Origin of the sequence: Nocardiopsis sp. NPDC049922 (assembly GCF_040660275.1) — a bacterium.
Taxonomy (GTDB): Bacteria; Actinomycetota; Actinomycetes; order Streptosporangiales; family Streptosporangiaceae; genus Nocardiopsis.
This window is the reverse complement of the sequence record NZ_JBFAME010000012.1, coordinates 16,925-31,683: the sequence shown is the minus strand read 5'-3', so window position 1 is coordinate 31,683 and position 14,759 is coordinate 16,925. Positions and strand designations below refer to the sequence as shown.

Annotated in this window: 12 protein-coding genes; 8 read left to right on the top strand and 4 right to left on the bottom strand. The window is 71.3% G+C overall.

Annotated elements, in window-relative coordinates; all coding sequences use genetic code 11:
- Positions 1-101: 101 nt before the first annotated feature.
- A complete protein-coding gene (locus tag AB0I72_RS21090) occupies positions 102-1,358 on the bottom strand; it encodes an MFS transporter (protein WP_358571305.1) in 1,257 nt (418 codons plus the stop codon).
- Between the two features lie 371 nt (positions 1,359-1,729).
- Positions 1,730-2,668: an alpha/beta hydrolase gene (locus tag AB0I72_RS21085; protein ID WP_358571302.1), complete on the bottom strand. Its 939-nt coding sequence runs from the start codon at positions 2,666-2,668 to the stop codon at positions 1,730-1,732.
- A 336-nt stretch (positions 2,669-3,004) separates the two neighbouring features.
- Between AB0I72_RS21085 and AB0I72_RS21080 the strand changes: the two genes are divergently transcribed.
- From AB0I72_RS21080 to AB0I72_RS21045, 8 genes are all read left to right on the top strand, one after another.
- Positions 3,005-4,633, top strand: a complete 1,629-nt coding sequence (locus AB0I72_RS21080) for an AMP-binding protein (RefSeq protein WP_358571299.1) — start codon at positions 3,005-3,007, stop codon at positions 4,631-4,633.
- Positions 4,634-4,707: 74 nt separating this feature from the next.
- Positions 4,708-5,190 (top strand): thioesterase family protein, encoded by a 483-nt coding sequence (locus AB0I72_RS21075; protein WP_358571296.1) that lies wholly within the window; start codon positions 4,708-4,710, stop codon positions 5,188-5,190.
- Positions 5,191-5,257: 67 nt separating this feature from the next.
- Positions 5,258-7,639: a bifunctional salicylyl-CoA 5-hydroxylase/oxidoreductase gene (locus tag AB0I72_RS21070; protein WP_358571293.1), complete on the top strand. Its 2,382-nt coding sequence runs from the start codon at positions 5,258-5,260 to the stop codon at positions 7,637-7,639.
- A 16-nt stretch (positions 7,640-7,655) separates the two neighbouring features.
- Positions 7,656-8,669 carry a carbon-nitrogen hydrolase family protein gene (locus AB0I72_RS21065; RefSeq protein WP_358571290.1) on the top strand — a complete coding sequence of 338 codons (1,014 nt, stop codon included), beginning with the start codon at positions 7,656-7,658 and terminating at the stop codon, positions 8,667-8,669.
- Positions 8,666-9,787, top strand: coding sequence for a cupin domain-containing protein (locus tag AB0I72_RS21060; RefSeq protein ID WP_358571287.1), 1,122 nt, complete (start codon positions 8,666-8,668; stop codon positions 9,785-9,787). Before AB0I72_RS21065 ends, AB0I72_RS21060 begins: the two co-directional genes overlap by 4 nt.
- Before the next feature lie 167 nt (positions 9,788-9,954).
- On the top strand, positions 9,955-10,863 hold the full coding sequence (locus AB0I72_RS21055; protein WP_358571284.1) for a fumarylacetoacetate hydrolase family protein: 909 nt from the start codon (positions 9,955-9,957) through the stop codon (positions 10,861-10,863).
- A 61-nt stretch (positions 10,864-10,924) separates the two neighbouring features.
- Positions 10,925-11,683, top strand: a complete 759-nt coding sequence (locus AB0I72_RS21050) for an Asp/Glu racemase (protein WP_358571281.1) — start codon at positions 10,925-10,927, stop codon at positions 11,681-11,683.
- Positions 11,684-11,740: 57 nt separating this feature from the next.
- Positions 11,741-12,577 carry a PaaX family transcriptional regulator C-terminal domain-containing protein gene (locus tag AB0I72_RS21045; protein ID WP_358571278.1) on the top strand — a complete coding sequence of 279 codons (837 nt, stop codon included), beginning with the start codon at positions 11,741-11,743 and terminating at the stop codon, positions 12,575-12,577.
- Positions 12,578-12,722: 145 nt separating this feature from the next.
- On the opposite strand, the gene AB0I72_RS21040 is transcribed toward AB0I72_RS21045, so the two are convergent.
- Together AB0I72_RS21040 and AB0I72_RS21035 are read right to left on the bottom strand one after the other, a co-directional pair.
- Positions 12,723-13,583: an SDR family oxidoreductase gene (locus tag AB0I72_RS21040; RefSeq protein ID WP_358571275.1), complete on the bottom strand. Its 861-nt coding sequence runs from the start codon at positions 13,581-13,583 to the stop codon at positions 12,723-12,725.
- A gap of 5 nt (positions 13,584-13,588) precedes the next feature.
- On the bottom strand, positions 13,589-14,758 hold the full coding sequence (locus AB0I72_RS21035; RefSeq protein WP_358571272.1) for an FAD-dependent monooxygenase: 1,170 nt from the start codon (positions 14,756-14,758) through the stop codon (positions 13,589-13,591).
- Position 14,759 lies beyond the last annotated feature (1 nt).

Genomic DNA, 14,759 nt, shown 5'->3' with positions numbered 1-14,759 from the left:
TGACTCCTTTGCGGTGTGGGGGATACCGGTCGGCGCGCCGGCGGGGCGGATGCGTCGAACGGGGATCGGGGGGGCGGCGGCCGAAGGACGCTGAGGGCGCCTCAGCGGACGCTGCGGATCGGTGCGATCGACAGCGCGCCCAGGAGGGCGCAGGCGCCTCCGACGAGGAAGAGCGGTGTGTACCCGCTGAACAGCGTCACCACCATGGAGGCGACGAAGGGGGCGATGATCTGGGGTCCCGCGTTGGCGATGTTGAGGACTCCCAGGTCGCGGGCGGCGTCCTCGGCGCGGGGGAGGACCAGGGTGACCAGGGCGGTGTCCACCGCCATGAAGCAGCCGAACGCGAGACCGCTGAGCGCGCTGAAGACCAGCATGGCGGGCCACGTCGGGCTGATGACCGGGACGATCGTGACCAGGCCGGCCAGCGTGGCGGAGGCGGCGATGAACACCTTGCGGCGGTTCAGGCGATCGGACAGCATCCCGCCGACCAGGGTGGAGACCGCCATCGTGAGCATGGACAGCGGTGTCAGTACGGCCATGGCGTCCGCGGGCTCCAGTCCGGCGGGGAGCGTGACGTGGTCTTCCAGGATGTAGAGCTGGTACCCGACCACGGAGAAGTAGCCGAGCATCATCAGGAAGCGGCCGATGAACGCCCAGCGGAAGTCGTGGTGCTCCAGGGCCGACAGGAAGGCGGCGGCCTTCGCGCGCCTGGCCACCGACGAACCGGACGTCGTCCGCCCGCGAGGCAGGTCCCGCACGCACACGGCGAGGAGGAGGGCCGCCAGGGCCACGATGCCGCCGAGCACCAGGTATCCCACCGGGAGGTTGTCCGCCGTCCTGGAGGCGATCAGCACGCCGACGCTGCCACCGACGGGAAGTGCCAGGCCGACGACCGCGGACGCGGTGCCGCGCCGCGTGATGGGGACGCGGTCGGGGACCACGGCCGCGACCGCTGCCTGGTAGACGTTCATCGTCGCCTGAACCAGGCACCAGCCGATGCCGACGAGGAGAGCGGTCTCGACACCGCTGATGAAGGCGAGTCCGGCCAGGGACGCGAAGGCGCCGCCGAGGATCCAGGGATTGCGCCGTCCGCTGCGGTCCGAGAGTGCACCGGCGATGGGGTTGAACGCGGTCGCGAACACCGAGCTCACACCGCCGATGACGCCGAGGACCAGCACCTTGTCGTCCGGGGCGACGGCCGCGATCTGGGTGGGGAGCAGCACCGACCCGACGCCCATGTAGACGGCGAGCATGGAGGAGTTCGTGACCAGCAGCAGCAGGAGCAGTCCCCGCTGGCGTGGGGCCGTGTCGGGTGCGGTGCGGGTGCGTGCCGGCGCGGCGTCTTCGGGAACGGTCATGGCGACTTCCGGTTCTCCTGCGTGTGTGCGTGACGCACGGGGGGAGCGGACACTCCTGGCTGGTGGGAGCGGTCCGGGCCGCGCGTCACGACGGTCCGGACTCAGGGCGGACTGCTGTCTAGTTACACGTGTTAATTCGTGTGGTGAGACCTGTGTAACACGCTTCGAAGGCTTTGGCCAGACCCTTTTCAGCAAGGGATGGGTCTTTTGCAAGGGGAGGGGTCGGTCCTGGTGGCACGTGTACGCACTGGGGATGGGACCTGTGGCCTGACTCCGGTACCACCGGCGCCCCGGTCCGCTGAGGACGCGTCACGACGCGCGGCGGGCGGCCGGAACGTGCTCTCCGACCGCCCGCCGTGCCTGGATCTCGACTAGTCCGTGCCGAGATGACGGGCGAGGAACGCCGTCCCCCCGTCGACGATGTCGGGGATGTCGGTGGAGCCGAGGAAGATGTGGTCCGCGCCCTCGACGGGACGCACGGTGACCTCTCCCCCCGCCTGCCGCAGCGCCGCGGCGAGGGCCTGGCTCTGGCTGAAGGGGACCAGCTGGTCCGAGGTTCCGTGGACCAGGAGGAACGGCGGTGGGACGGACCCGTCCGCGTGGTGGACCGGGCTCGCCAGGCGCGCGCGCTCCTGTCGGTCGTCCCCGTCCCCGCCCAGCAGGGCGGTGAACGGATTGGGGAAGTCCACGCCGGGAGGCGCCGGGGGCATGGGGTGCGCGAGCAGGGGGCCGATGTCGGAGACGCCGTACCAGTCGACGACGGCGCTGACCTCGCTGCTTCCCTCGGCGACACCGGCGGTGCCCTCCAGGCGCACCCCCTCGGGCGTGTCCGGCCGCACCAGGCCGGCGAGTGCGGCCAGGTGGCCGCCCGCGGACTCACCCCACACCCCGACGCGGTCGGGGTCGATCCCCAAGTCGTCCGCGAACCGCCGGACGTAGCGGAGGGCGGCCTTGACGTCGTGCAACTGGGCCGGGAAGGGAGCCTCCAGGCTGTGGCGGTAGTCGATGCTGATCAACGCGAGCCCGGCGCCCAGCACGGAGCCGTGCAGCAGGTCCACCGGCACGGTCGGCGGTGGATAGCGGCGGTCGCCGTCGAGCCATCCGCCGCCGTGGATCCACACGACCGCGGGTAGCGGCCGGGCGGCCTCGGGAACGTGGGCGTCGAGCAGGCGAGGCCGGTACCCCGGGCTGGACGCGTAGGTGACCCCGTCGAACCTGCGCACGCCGTCGAGCACACGGGGCGGTGGCGGGGGCAGGAACGGCGGCGGGGGCCAGCCCTGGTCGAGTGCGTCGGCCGTCGGTTGCGCCATGGATGCGTCCAATCCTCAGGGGAGCGCCGTCCTCACCCACGACGGCGGGCGCCGTTCCCCGGGCGCGTCGCGTGACGGTGCGGGGGCGTCGGTGCGGTCGGCACGTGTTCGGGAAGCTTCTTGTGCCCCGGTTGGGGCGTCCCTACGATGTTACACGTGTAACCCAGATGCTCACTCCGCCGGCCGGATCGCCTCGGCCGCGGGTCGCGGCGCCGCTCACGATGCCCGCCTTGGGAGCTGGGTGGGGAGGATGTTTTTTATTGCGTTCTATTGACGGTCGCCAAATTTTCGACATACTTGCCGTACTCCCCCGTCGCCCACCACCGAGGTGCACTCATGGAGCTCTCCCCCTCCGCACACGCGGATTCGTTCTGCCGTGACGGCCTTCCGCCGCGCTCCCTCTGGCCCGAACTCCACTTCGATCTGCCGGAGCTGGACTACCCCGACCGGCTCAACTGCGCGGAGCGACTGCTCGACGAGGCCGTCGCGCGCTGGGGCGCCGACCGCCCCTGTCTGCTCACCGCCGCCGAGCAGTGGTCGTACGGCGACCTGCTGCGCCGTGCCAACCAGGTCGCACGGGTTCTGACGGAGGACCTCGCACTGGTTCCCGGCCAGCGCGTCCTCCTGCGCGGCCCCAACAACCCGTGGCTCGTGGCCTCCTGGTTCGGCGTTCTGAAGGCCGGCGGGGTCGCCGTCACGACGATGCCGCTGCTGCGGTCCTCGGAACTGGCCCAGCTCGCCGAGATCTCCCAGCCGTCGGTCGCGCTCTGCGATCACCGCTACCTCGAAGCGCTCGACCGGGCGGAGCTGCCCGGAGTCACCGTGCTCGCCTACGGAGGCGACGACGCGGACGACCTCCAGAGCCGGTGCGCGGCCAAGGACGGGATCTACGAGAACGTCCGCACCGCCGCGGACGACGTCGCGCTGATCGCCTTCACCTCGGGAACGACGGGACGCCCGAAGGCCACCCTGCACTTCCACCGCGACGTGCTCGCCAACTCCGACACCTTCTCCCGGCATGTCCTGCGACCACGCCACGACGACGTGTTCACCGGCACGCCCCCGATCGGCTTCACCTTCGGCCTCGGCGGCCTGGTCGTCTTCCCGATCCACGTGGGCGCCGCGACCCTGCTGCTGGAGCAGGCGACGCCGGAGCAACTGGCGGAGGCCGTGGCGGAGCACGGGGTCACCGTCCTGTTCACCGCCCCCACGGCCTACCGGGCGATCCTGGCCGCCGGGATGGGCGACCGGCTCCTCGGCCTGCGTTGCTGCGTCTCCGCCGGCGAGGCGCTGCCGGAGTCGGTGTGGCGGGACGTCCACGCAGCCACGGGCCTGCGCGTCATCGACGGCATCGGGGCCACCGAGATGCTCCATGTGTTCATCTCGGCCGCGGACGGGGACATCCGTCCCGGGTCGACCGGACGACCGGTTCCCGGATACCGGGCCATGGTCGTCGACGAGAACGGCCGGGCCGTTCCGGACGGGGAACCCGGCCGACTGGCCGTCACGGGCCCCACCGGCTGCCGCTACCTGTCCGACGACCGCCAGAGCGACTACGTCCAGAACGGCTGGAACATCACCGGGGACACCTATGTCCGGGACGCGGACGGCTACTTCCACTTCGTGGCGCGCAGCGACGACATGATCGTCTCCTCCGGATACAACATCGCCGGTCCAGAGGTCGAGCGAGCCCTCGCCACGCATCCGGCCGTCGCGGACTGCGGCGTGGTCGGAGTGCCCGACGACCGGCGCGGCATGCTCGTCAAGGCCTACGTCATCCTCAGCGACGGCGTGGAGCCGGGCGAGGACACCGTCAAGGCGCTCCAGGACCACGTCAAGCGGACCATCGCCCCCTACAAGTATCCGCGGGCGATCGAGTTCGTGGCCGAGCTGCCCCGCACCAGCAACGGAAAGCTGCGGCGTGCCGGGCTGAGGACCCTGTCGCGGACGACGGCCGACGAATGAGACCCAGCCGCGTCGGCGGGCGAACGTCCTCCCCCCGGCGCACGCGGCACGAAGAAACAGAAGGCAGGCACGCCATGGAACCCGTTCCCACGAGCCGATCCTCCGACGGCGCGCGCATCGACGCGGAGCCGTCGTCCGGCCCCGGCGGCGCCGGACCGAGCGTCACCGTCACGCGGCGGGTCGAATGGCCCGACACGGACGCGGCCGGTCACTACCACCACTCCACCGTCGTGCGCTGGGTTGAGGCGGCGGAGGCCGAGCTGCTGCGGAACCTCGGCCTGTCCCACCTGTTCGGAAGCACACCGCGCGTGCGGTTCGAGGCCGACTACGAGGCACGACTGTGGTTCGGCCAGCTCGTCACCGTCGAACTGCGCGTCGAACGGCTGGGGCGCAGCTCCCTCCACTACGCCTTCCGCGTCGCGGACGAGGCGGGGGGCCGTGCGGCCGCCGGGCGCATGGTCGTCGTGCACTCGGCCGCCAGGGCGACGTCCTCCGTTCCCTGGCCCGACGATGTGCGCGCCGCGTTGACGACGGGGGATCCCACCCCCTCGCCATGATATGGCGTTATATTGACGATCGTAGATTTTTCGACATAATGAGTCGACGTAGGGAAGGAGGAAGGCTGTGCGCGTAGCGGTCATCGGAGGAGGACCGGGGGGCCTGTATCTCGCCGCCCTGGCCAAACGCCTCTCCCCGGCATGGGAGATCACCGTCTGGGAGCGGAACGCGCCCGACGACACCTTCGGCTTCGGCGTGGTGTTCTCCGACGAAACCCTGGACGGGATCGCGCACGCCGATCCGGAGCTCTTCGGCGCCGTGTCCGCGGAGTTCGCCCGGTGGAGCGACGTCGACGTCCGCTACAAGGGGAAGGTCCTGACCTCCGGGGGGCACGGCTTCGCCGCGCTGGGGCGCAAGCGTCTGCTCCAGATCCTCCAGGCGCGCTGTGCCGCGTTGGGGGTCGACGTCCGGTACCGCACGCAGGCGCCCCCGGTCGACCGCCTCGCCGCCGAGTACGACCTGGTGGTGGCGGCCGACGGGGTGCGGTCCGCCGTGCGCGGCGCGTACGCGGAGACCTTCCAGCCCGACCTGGACGAGCGCCGCTGCCGGTACATGTGGCTGGGCACCGACAAGGTCTTCGAGGCGTTCACCTTCATCGTGTCCGAGCACGACTTCGGCACGGTCCAGGTCCACGCCTATCCGTTCGACGACCGGCGCAGCACCTTCATCGTGGAGATGGACGAGGACTCCTGGCGGGCGGCCGGCTTCGAGGACCTGTCCGCGGGCGACCTCCCACCGGGTCGCAGCGACGAAGCGAGCATCCGCCGCTGCCACGAACTGCTGGCGGAGCACCTCGACGGGCACGCACTGCTGCCCAACAACTCCAGGTGGATCAACTTCACCACGGTGCGCAACGCCCGCTGGCGCCACGGGAACGTCGTGCTGATCGGCGACGCAGCGCACACCGCGCACTTCTCCATCGGCTCGGGGACCAAGCTGGCCATGGAGGACGCGCTCTCGCTGGTGGCCTGCCTGCACGAGCACGGCGACATCGGCACCGCGCTGGAGGAGTACGAGGCCGAGCGCCGACCGGTCGTGGAGTCCACCCAGCGCGCCGCCCAGGCCAGTCTGGAGTGGTTCGAGAACGTCGGGCGCTACACGGACCAGGCACCCCACCAGTTCGCGTTCAACCTGCTCACCCGCAGTCGGCGGGTCACCTACGACAACCTGCGGGTGCGTGACGGGGCGTTCACCGACTCCGTCAACGCCTGGCACGCCCTCGCGCAGACCCACGGCGTCCCCACGCACTCGGCGACCCCGCCGATGTTCCGCCCCCTCGGCGTCGGAGGCCTCCTCCTGCGCAACCGGATCGTCGTCCCTCCCATGGCCCTGTACTCGGCCGACGACGGAGTCCCCGGTGACCATGAGCTGCTCCACCTCGGCACGCACGCCGTCGGCGGGGCGGGGCTGATCCTCGCCGGGATGACGGCCGTCTCCCCGGAGGGGCGCGCCACGACCGGCTGCCCGGGGCTCTACACCGATGAGCAGGAGTCGGCCTGGACGGACATCGTCCGGTTCGTGCGCGCCCAGTCGGACGCCCGCCTGGGCGTCCAGCTCACGCACGCCGGGCGCAGGGCGGCGACCAGGCCACCGGGCGCGGGCCGTGAGGGCGCCCCCCTGGGTGACGGCGGATGGCCCCTGGTCGCCGCCTCACCCCTGGCGTGGAACCGGCGCAGCGCCGTACCGCGTGCGGCCACTCCCGAGGACATGGCCGCCGTCGCCGCCGACTTCACCGCGGCGGCCCAGCGGGCCGACCGCGCGGGCTTCGACGCGGTGGAGCTGCAGTACGGGCACGGGCACCTGATGTCCGGCTTCCTGTCCCCGCTCACCAACCGGCGCGCCGACTCCTACGGGGGTTCTCTGGCGAACCGCCTGCGCTTCCCCCTGGAGGTGCTGGGCGCCGTGCGCGCGGTCTGGCCCGAGGACAAGGCGCTGATCGTCAGGATCTCCGCGTCGGACTGGGCGGAGGGCGGGACCACCGAGGCGGAGGCCGTGGAGATCGCCCGCGCCCTCGCGGAGGGCGGAGCCGACGCCGTCGACGTCTCCACCGGTGAGGTCGTCTCGTACGAGGAGCCCGAGTACGGCCGCAGCTACCAGACCCCCTACGCCGACCTGATCCGCAACGCCACCGGCGTGCCCACACTCGCGGTGGGCGCGATCTCCACCTACGACGACGCCAACTCCATCGTTCTGGCCGGCCGTGCGGATCTGTGCGCCATCGGCAGGGCGCAGATGCACGACCCGCTGTGGACCCTGCACGCGGCCGCCGCGCAGGACTACTCGGGGCCCGGCGCCCCCTGGCCCGAGGTGTGGACGGCGGGCCGTGCCCGACCGCCCGGCCCCCGCGCCGACCGGGTTCCGCCCCGTCTCGACCTGCTGCGCGAGACGACCGACCCGGTCCACCAGCGCTGGCTCCCCAGAGCCGCGGCGACCGTCGGCACATCCTGACTCCGGAGAGGGACCCATGCGCGATCTGCCCAGATTCACCGCCGCCGCCGTCCAGTCCGCGCCCGTGTACCTGGACCCGGCCGCGACCGTCGACAAGGCCGTCACCCTGATCGGCGAGGCCGCCGCCCACGGCGCACGGCTCATCGTGTTCCCCGAGGTGTTCGTCCCCGGATACCCGTACTGGAACTGGACGATGAACCCCGTCCAGGGCTCGCCCTGGTTCGAACGGCTCTGGCACGCCTCGATCGAGGTTCCGGGCCCGTACGTCGACACGCTGCGCGAAGCGGCTCGCCAACACGCGGTGACCGTCGTGATCGGCGTCAACGAACGGGTCTCCCACAGCCTCGGCGTCCTGTACAACACCCTTCTGACACTGGGTCCGGAGGGCGATCTCCTGGGCGTGCACCGCAAACTGGTGCCGACCTGGGCCGAGAAGCTCACCTGGACCGGCGGCGACGGCAGTTCGCTCCAGGTCCACCAGACCCCGGTCGGGCCCCTGGGGGTACTCGCCTGCGGCGAGAACACCAACACCCTCGCCCGCTTCAGCCTCCTGGCCCAGGGCGAGTTGGTGCACGCCTCCGCCTACATCGCCCTTCCCGTCGCCCCGGACGACTACGACATGGCCGACGCCATCGCCGTGCGCACGGCCGCCCACAGCTTCGAGGGCAAGGTCTTCTCCGTCGTCGCCTGCTCGACCATCTCCCCGGAGATCGTCGACACGATCGCCGGAGACGACCAGGACGCACGCCGCATGCTCGCCCGTCCCCGGAGCGCGCTCTCGGGCGTCTTCGGCCCCGACGGCCGTCCGGTCACCGACCCGCTCATCGACGACGAGGGCATCGTCTACGCCGACATCGACCTGAACAGGTGCATCCAGCCCAAGCAGATGCACGACATCGTCGGCCACTACAACCGCTTCGACGTCTTCCGTCTCCACGTCGACACCACACCACGCCCGCCCGTGACCTTCGTGACCGACCAGCACGACGCCGCCGTCGAAGGCGACGCCCCCTCGATGGAGGAATCATGACCGTTGAGAAGCCGCGATACGACGACAACCAGCTCGGCCGCGCCCGAGTGTCCGACACCCCGGAGCTCACCGCCTACTACGGCGAACTCGCGGAGCTGGAGGCCGGGGCCCTGTGGACCGTGGCCAACGACATCGAGCCGTGGTACCCGCAGCCCAGGTCCGTGCCCGTCCTCTGGCGCTACGACGAGCTCCGTCCGCTGGTGCACAAGGCCCTCGACCTGGTCAGCGCCGACGACGCCGGCCGGAGAGTGGTCATGATGGTCAACCCCGGCCGCAAGGACGTGAGCGCGGCCGCGGGGCTCCTCTACACGGGACTCCAGATCATGGGTCCGGGCGAGTCCATGACCGCGCACCGCCACCAGGCGGCGGCCCTGCGCTTCGTCCACGAGGGCACGGGGGCCTGGACCATCGTCGAGGGCGAGAAGCTCAGGGTGGGCCCCCGCGACTTCGCCATCACGCCCAACGGCACGTGGCACGAGCACGGCAACGAGTCCGACGACGGACCCGTCATCTGGCAGGACGGGCTGGACATCCCGCTCGTCAACGCCCTGGACGCCGGCTTCTACGAGGTCCACCCGGAACTCCACCAGGTTCCCGGCAAGGTCGTCAACGAGTCCGTGCTCACCTACGGGGCCAACCTGCTGCCCTACGGCTCCGACACGTGGAGCCGGCCCCACTCGCCGCTGCTGGCCTATCCCTGGGAGTCGACCTACGACTCGCTGCGCAACCTCGCCCGCGCGTCGGAGGGGTCACCCTACGACGGGCTCATCGCCGAGTACACCAACCCCGTCACCGGCGGATCCGTCATGCCCACGATGGGCGCGCACATGCAGCTGCTGCGTCCGGGCCAGGCGACCAGGGCCCACCGCCACACCGGCTCGGTCATCTACACCGTGGCCAAGGGACGCGGTTACTCCGTCATCGCCGGACGGCGCTTCGACTGGAAGGAGGGCGACATCTTCTGTGTCCCGTCGTGGGCCTGGCACGAGCACGCCAACCTGGACGAGGGCGAGGACGCCTGCCTGTTCTCCTTCAACGACTTCCCGGTGATGCGCTCGCTCGGCTTCCACCGCGAGGAGGCCTACCCCGACAACGGCGGCCACCAGCCCGTCGACTAGACCGCGGTGCCGCGGCAAGGGACACCGGCCCTGAACCGCCGACCAGTCGCGGCACCGCTCCCACACCGCACGCGCGGCCACGCGCGCGTCAGCTCAGCCGGGCGGCGGCGTCGGACGGTGCGCCGCCGCCCCACCCACCTTCCGCCACGCACCTCTCTGGAGACCCCATGCGCCTGGTCACCTACACCCTCGGCTCCGAGGCTCCCCGCCTCGGAGTCCACGTCGACGACGCCCGCGTCGCCGACCTCGGCGTCCTCGCCGAGCGGTCGCGAACCCCGCTCCCCGCCGACCTGCTATCCCTGATCCGCGAGGGCGCCCAAGCCCTGGAGCAGGCCCGTCGGCTCATCGCCCGCGGCCCCTCCGACCTGCCGCCCGAGGCGGTCCACCCGCTACGGGACGTCACCCTTCTCGCGCCCTTCCGCCCCGGCAAGATCATCGGCGTCGGCCTGAACTACGTCGAGCACGTGGAGGAGTCCAGCCGCAGCCTGGACACCGACAAGGAACGTCCGCGACGACCCGTGCTGTTCAGCAAGCCCGGAACGGCCGTCACCGGACCCGGTCAGCCCATCCTGCACAACGGGGATCTGACCCAGCAGCTCGACTGGGAGTGCGAGCTCGCCGTCGTCATCGGCCGCCCCGCCTTCCGCGTCAGCGAGGACGACGCCTACGAGCACATCTTCGGCTACAGCGTCGTCAACGACATCAGCGCCCGCGACCAGCGCCGATCCGGACAGTGGTTCTTCTCCAAGGGGCAGGACTCCTACGCGCCCTTCGGTCCTGTCGTCGTCACCGCGGACGCCATCCCCGACCCGATGGCCCTCGACCTTCACCTGAGCGTCAACGGCGTCACCAAGCAGAAGTCCAACACGCGGCACATGCTCTTCCCGATCGCCAGGCTCATCGCCGACATCAGCTCCGGCATGACCCTGGAACCGGGCGACGTCATCGCCACGGGCTCGCCGTCAGGCGTGGGCGCGGGGATGGTCCCGCCGGAGTTCCTCACCCCGGGTGACACCGTCGAGGCCACCGTCGAGGCCATCGGCACACTGCGCAACCCGGTCGTCGACGCCCGCTGATCCCGAACCCCGGTCGCGGCGGTCCGGCCGCCGCGCCCTTCCCACCACCCCAGGAGTGTCCGTGCCCGCGCCCACCTACCGCATCGGCCAGATCGTGCCGAGTTCCAACGTCACCATGGAAACCGAGATCCCCGCGATCCTCCGCGCCCGGCACGCGATCGCGCCGGAACGCTTCACCTTCCACTCCAGCCGGATGCGCATGACGCACGTCACCCCGGAGCAGCTGAAGTCCATGGACGCCGACTCCGACCGGTGCGCCGTCGAACTCTCGGACGCCAGGGTCGACGTCCTCGGCTACGCGTGCCTCGTGGCCATCATGAGCATGGGACTGGGCTACCACCGCACCTCGGAGGAGCGCCTGCACACCAGAACCGCGGAGAACGGCGCACCCGCGCCCGTCGTGACGAGCGCCGGCGCGCTCGTGCACGGCCTGCGTACCCTCGGCGCGCGGCGGATCGCCCTGATCGCGCCCTACATGAAACCGCTCACGCGTACCGTCGTGGACTACCTCACCCACGAGGGGTTCACGGTCATCGACTACACGGCGCTGGAGATCCCGGACAACCTCGACGTCGCGGCGCACGACCCGGCGAGGCTGCCCGGGCTCGCCAAGGCGCTCGACCACGCGGAGGCCGACGCCGTCGTCCTGTCCGCCTGCGTGCAGATGCCGTCACTCGGTGCGATCCCGGAGGCCGAATCGCTCCTGGGCAAGCCCGTCGTGTCGGCCGCCGTGTGCACCGCGCACCAGATGCTTCGCGGCCTCGGCCTGCCCGCCGTGGCACCCGACGCCGGACGCCTGCTCTCGGGCGCCTACGCCTAGAACCGGCCCCGGGTCCGCTGTGGATATGATCGCGTTCGCAGTCGAAGGAAGGCGATCATGGCGGAAAGCTCACCCCGGCCCAGCTCTCTGATCAACACGATCTACGGGGCGTTCCTGCGGCGGCTGGGCGGCTGGAGCTCCGTCGCGGATCTGATCCTCCTGATGGAGGAACTCGGCGTCGAGGGTTCCGCCGTCCGTTCGGCGATCTCTCGGTTGAAGAAGCGCGGAGTGCTGGAGTCGGACCGCCGAGGCGTCACCGGATACCTGCTCAGCCCCGCCGTGCACGAGGTCTTCGACGAGGGGGACCGGCGCATCTTCGGCAGCCTGGAGCCAGCGGACCTGGCCGACGGGTGGGTGATGGCCGTGTTCTCCGTCCCCGAGTCCGAGAGGTCACGGCGTTACCAGCTCCGGACCAGACTCGCCTGGCTGGGCTTCGGAAACGTCGCCTCCGGTGTGTGGATCGCCCCGGGCAGGCTCATGGACGACGCCCAGCGCCTCCTGATCCGCCTGGGGTTGAGCGACTACGTGCACCTGTTCCGCGCTGACTACGCGGCCTTCGACGACCTCAGGAGCCGTGTCGGCCAGTGGTGGGACGTCAAGGCCATCCAGGATCAGTACGCGGAGTTCACCGAGACCTACGCCCCGGTGGCCGACGCGCCGCGCGCCCAGGGCACGCCGCTGGACGGCGCCGCGTCATTCCGCACGTACGTGCCCATGCTCACCCTCTGGCGGCGGCTGCCCTACATGGACCCCGGCCTTCCGCGCGAGTTGATCCCCGACGACTGGAACGCCTCCGCCGCCCGTGAGGTCTTCCAGCGGCTGCACGCACTGCTGGCCGAGCCGAGCCTGGCGCACGTACGGCGGATCACGGGGCTGAGTCCCACGGGGGTGTGACCGGCCCCAGCACGGGCGACGGCGCCGTGCCCGGCCCCGGAAGGGGCGGTGATGACCACGGCCAGCACCAGGCCGAGGGTGTCGGCGGTCGGTGCGGAGGGTCCTCCAGAACCCTCCGCACCGGACCGGCGGCGGCACCGTCTCCTCAGGGGGTGAGGATGCCCGCGAAGTAACGGTCCAGCAGCCGGTCGGGCAGCGTCCGGGACATCGCGTTCACCAACCGGGCGTCCGAACCGACCCGGTACCGGGTACGCGGATTGGCGTCGGTCAGCGCCCGGGCCACCGCCCGGGCGAAATCCTCCGGCGTGGTGCGGCTTCGCGCGGCCTGTCGGGCGTTGCCCTCCAAGAACCTCTCGAACGTGATCCGGTAGAGCGCCGCGACCTCCGGTGGGGCGCCGCGCAGCGCCTCCGCGCCCACGTTCGACACCTTGTCCCAGATCGGGGTCCGGATCGCCCCCGGTTGGACCACCGACACCCGCACGCCGCTCGGAGCCACCTCGCGACGCAGCGCGTCACTCATCGCCTCCTTGGCGAACTGCGCGGCGGAGTAGGCCCCCATGTAGGGAACGGCGACCCTGCCCAACCCCGAGGTGACGTTGACGACGCGCCCCCGGCTCCGGCGCAGGAGCGGCAGGTGCGCGCGGATCATGGCGAGCTGACCGACCACGTTGGTCTCCAGCTGCTGGCGCATCCGTTCGCTGTCCACACATTCCAGGGGCGCCGAGACGCAGATCCCGGCGTTGTTCACCAGCCCCCACAGGCCGCCGAGCTCCTCTTCGCAGAACCGCGCGCAGGCGGCCACGGACCCGTCGTCTGTCACGTCCACCAACCGGGGGACGACCCGGCCGTGCAGGGACTCGGCGACCAGCTTCTCCCCGTCCTCGACGCGCCGTACTCCGGCGACCACGCGGAAACCGCGGTCCTCCAGGTCCAGAGCGGTCTCACGGCCCAGGCCGGAGGAGGCTCCGGTCACCACCACGGCCAGGGGGGAGGGGGTGTGCGTCATGGGCCTCATCCTTTCGTCACGGGTCCGGGGAAGGTCAGCGCGGGTTCGAGGCGGCCCACCAGCGCCCTGTGGGGCATCAGGCGGAAGTAGGCGTCCCGCACCCTGCGGCGTACCGGCCCCTCCGACTGCTCGAAGTCGCTGATGGCCCGGGTCGCCTCGACGATGCCGCGGGTGCGCTCGCGGCGGGCGTCCTCATAGGCGCGCAGCGCGGAGGGCACGTCCGAGGCGTCCCGCAGCGTGTGGGCGAGCACGGCGGCGTCCTCGATCGCCATCGCCGACCCCTGTCCCAGGCTGGTCAACATCGGGTGCGCGGCGTCGCCCAGGAGCGTCACCGGTCCGTGCCCCCAGCGCTCCAGGAACGTGCGGTCCCTGGAGGGGATGCCGAGGATGTCCGACTCCGGGGTCACCCGGACCGCTTCGCGGACCTCGTCGGGCCAGCCGGACAGGGCCCGCAGCACCTCGGCCTTGCCGCCGTCCCAGTGCGCGGACCGCTCGGCGGGCATGTTCTTGGTCGCCCACCAGTACAGGCGGCCGTGGCCGATGTCCACCAGCCCGAACCGCTGGCCGTCGCCCCAGTAGTGCACCACCGACCCGGGCCTGAACCCGGGGTGCTCGTAGTCGGTGATTCCCAGCCAGCAGATGTAGCCGCTGTCGTGGGCCGGCTCGGGGCCGGCGATCTGGCGGCGCACGACCGAGTGGAACCCGTCAGCGCCCACCAGCAGGTCGGCCTCGTCCTCGGCCCCGTCGGCCAGGTGGAGCCTGGCCCGGTCTCCGTCGGTCTCGAACCGCTCCGCGGCCCGGCCCAGCTGGATGGGGATCCCGGCGGCCTCCTCCTGGAGGGCGGTCAGCAGGTCGGCGCGGCTGATGCACACGCTCGGTACGCCGAGGCGGCCGATGATCTCCGGGAAGGGGAACTCCCGGATCAGCCGGCCCCGGGTGTCCCTGACGTGGTAGGTGTCCAACGTCCTGCCGCGTTTGTCCAGCCCCAGGTCGATGTCGAGGGAGTCCAGCGCCGCCACGGCGTTGCTCATCACCGAGAGGCCGAACCCGGCCGCCCGGATCTCGGGTGCGCGCTCGTACACGCGCACGTCCACGCCGACCCTGCGCAGCGCGATCGCGGCGGTCAGGCCGCCGATGCCGGCTCCGACGACGATCGCCGTCCTTGGCTCACCCATC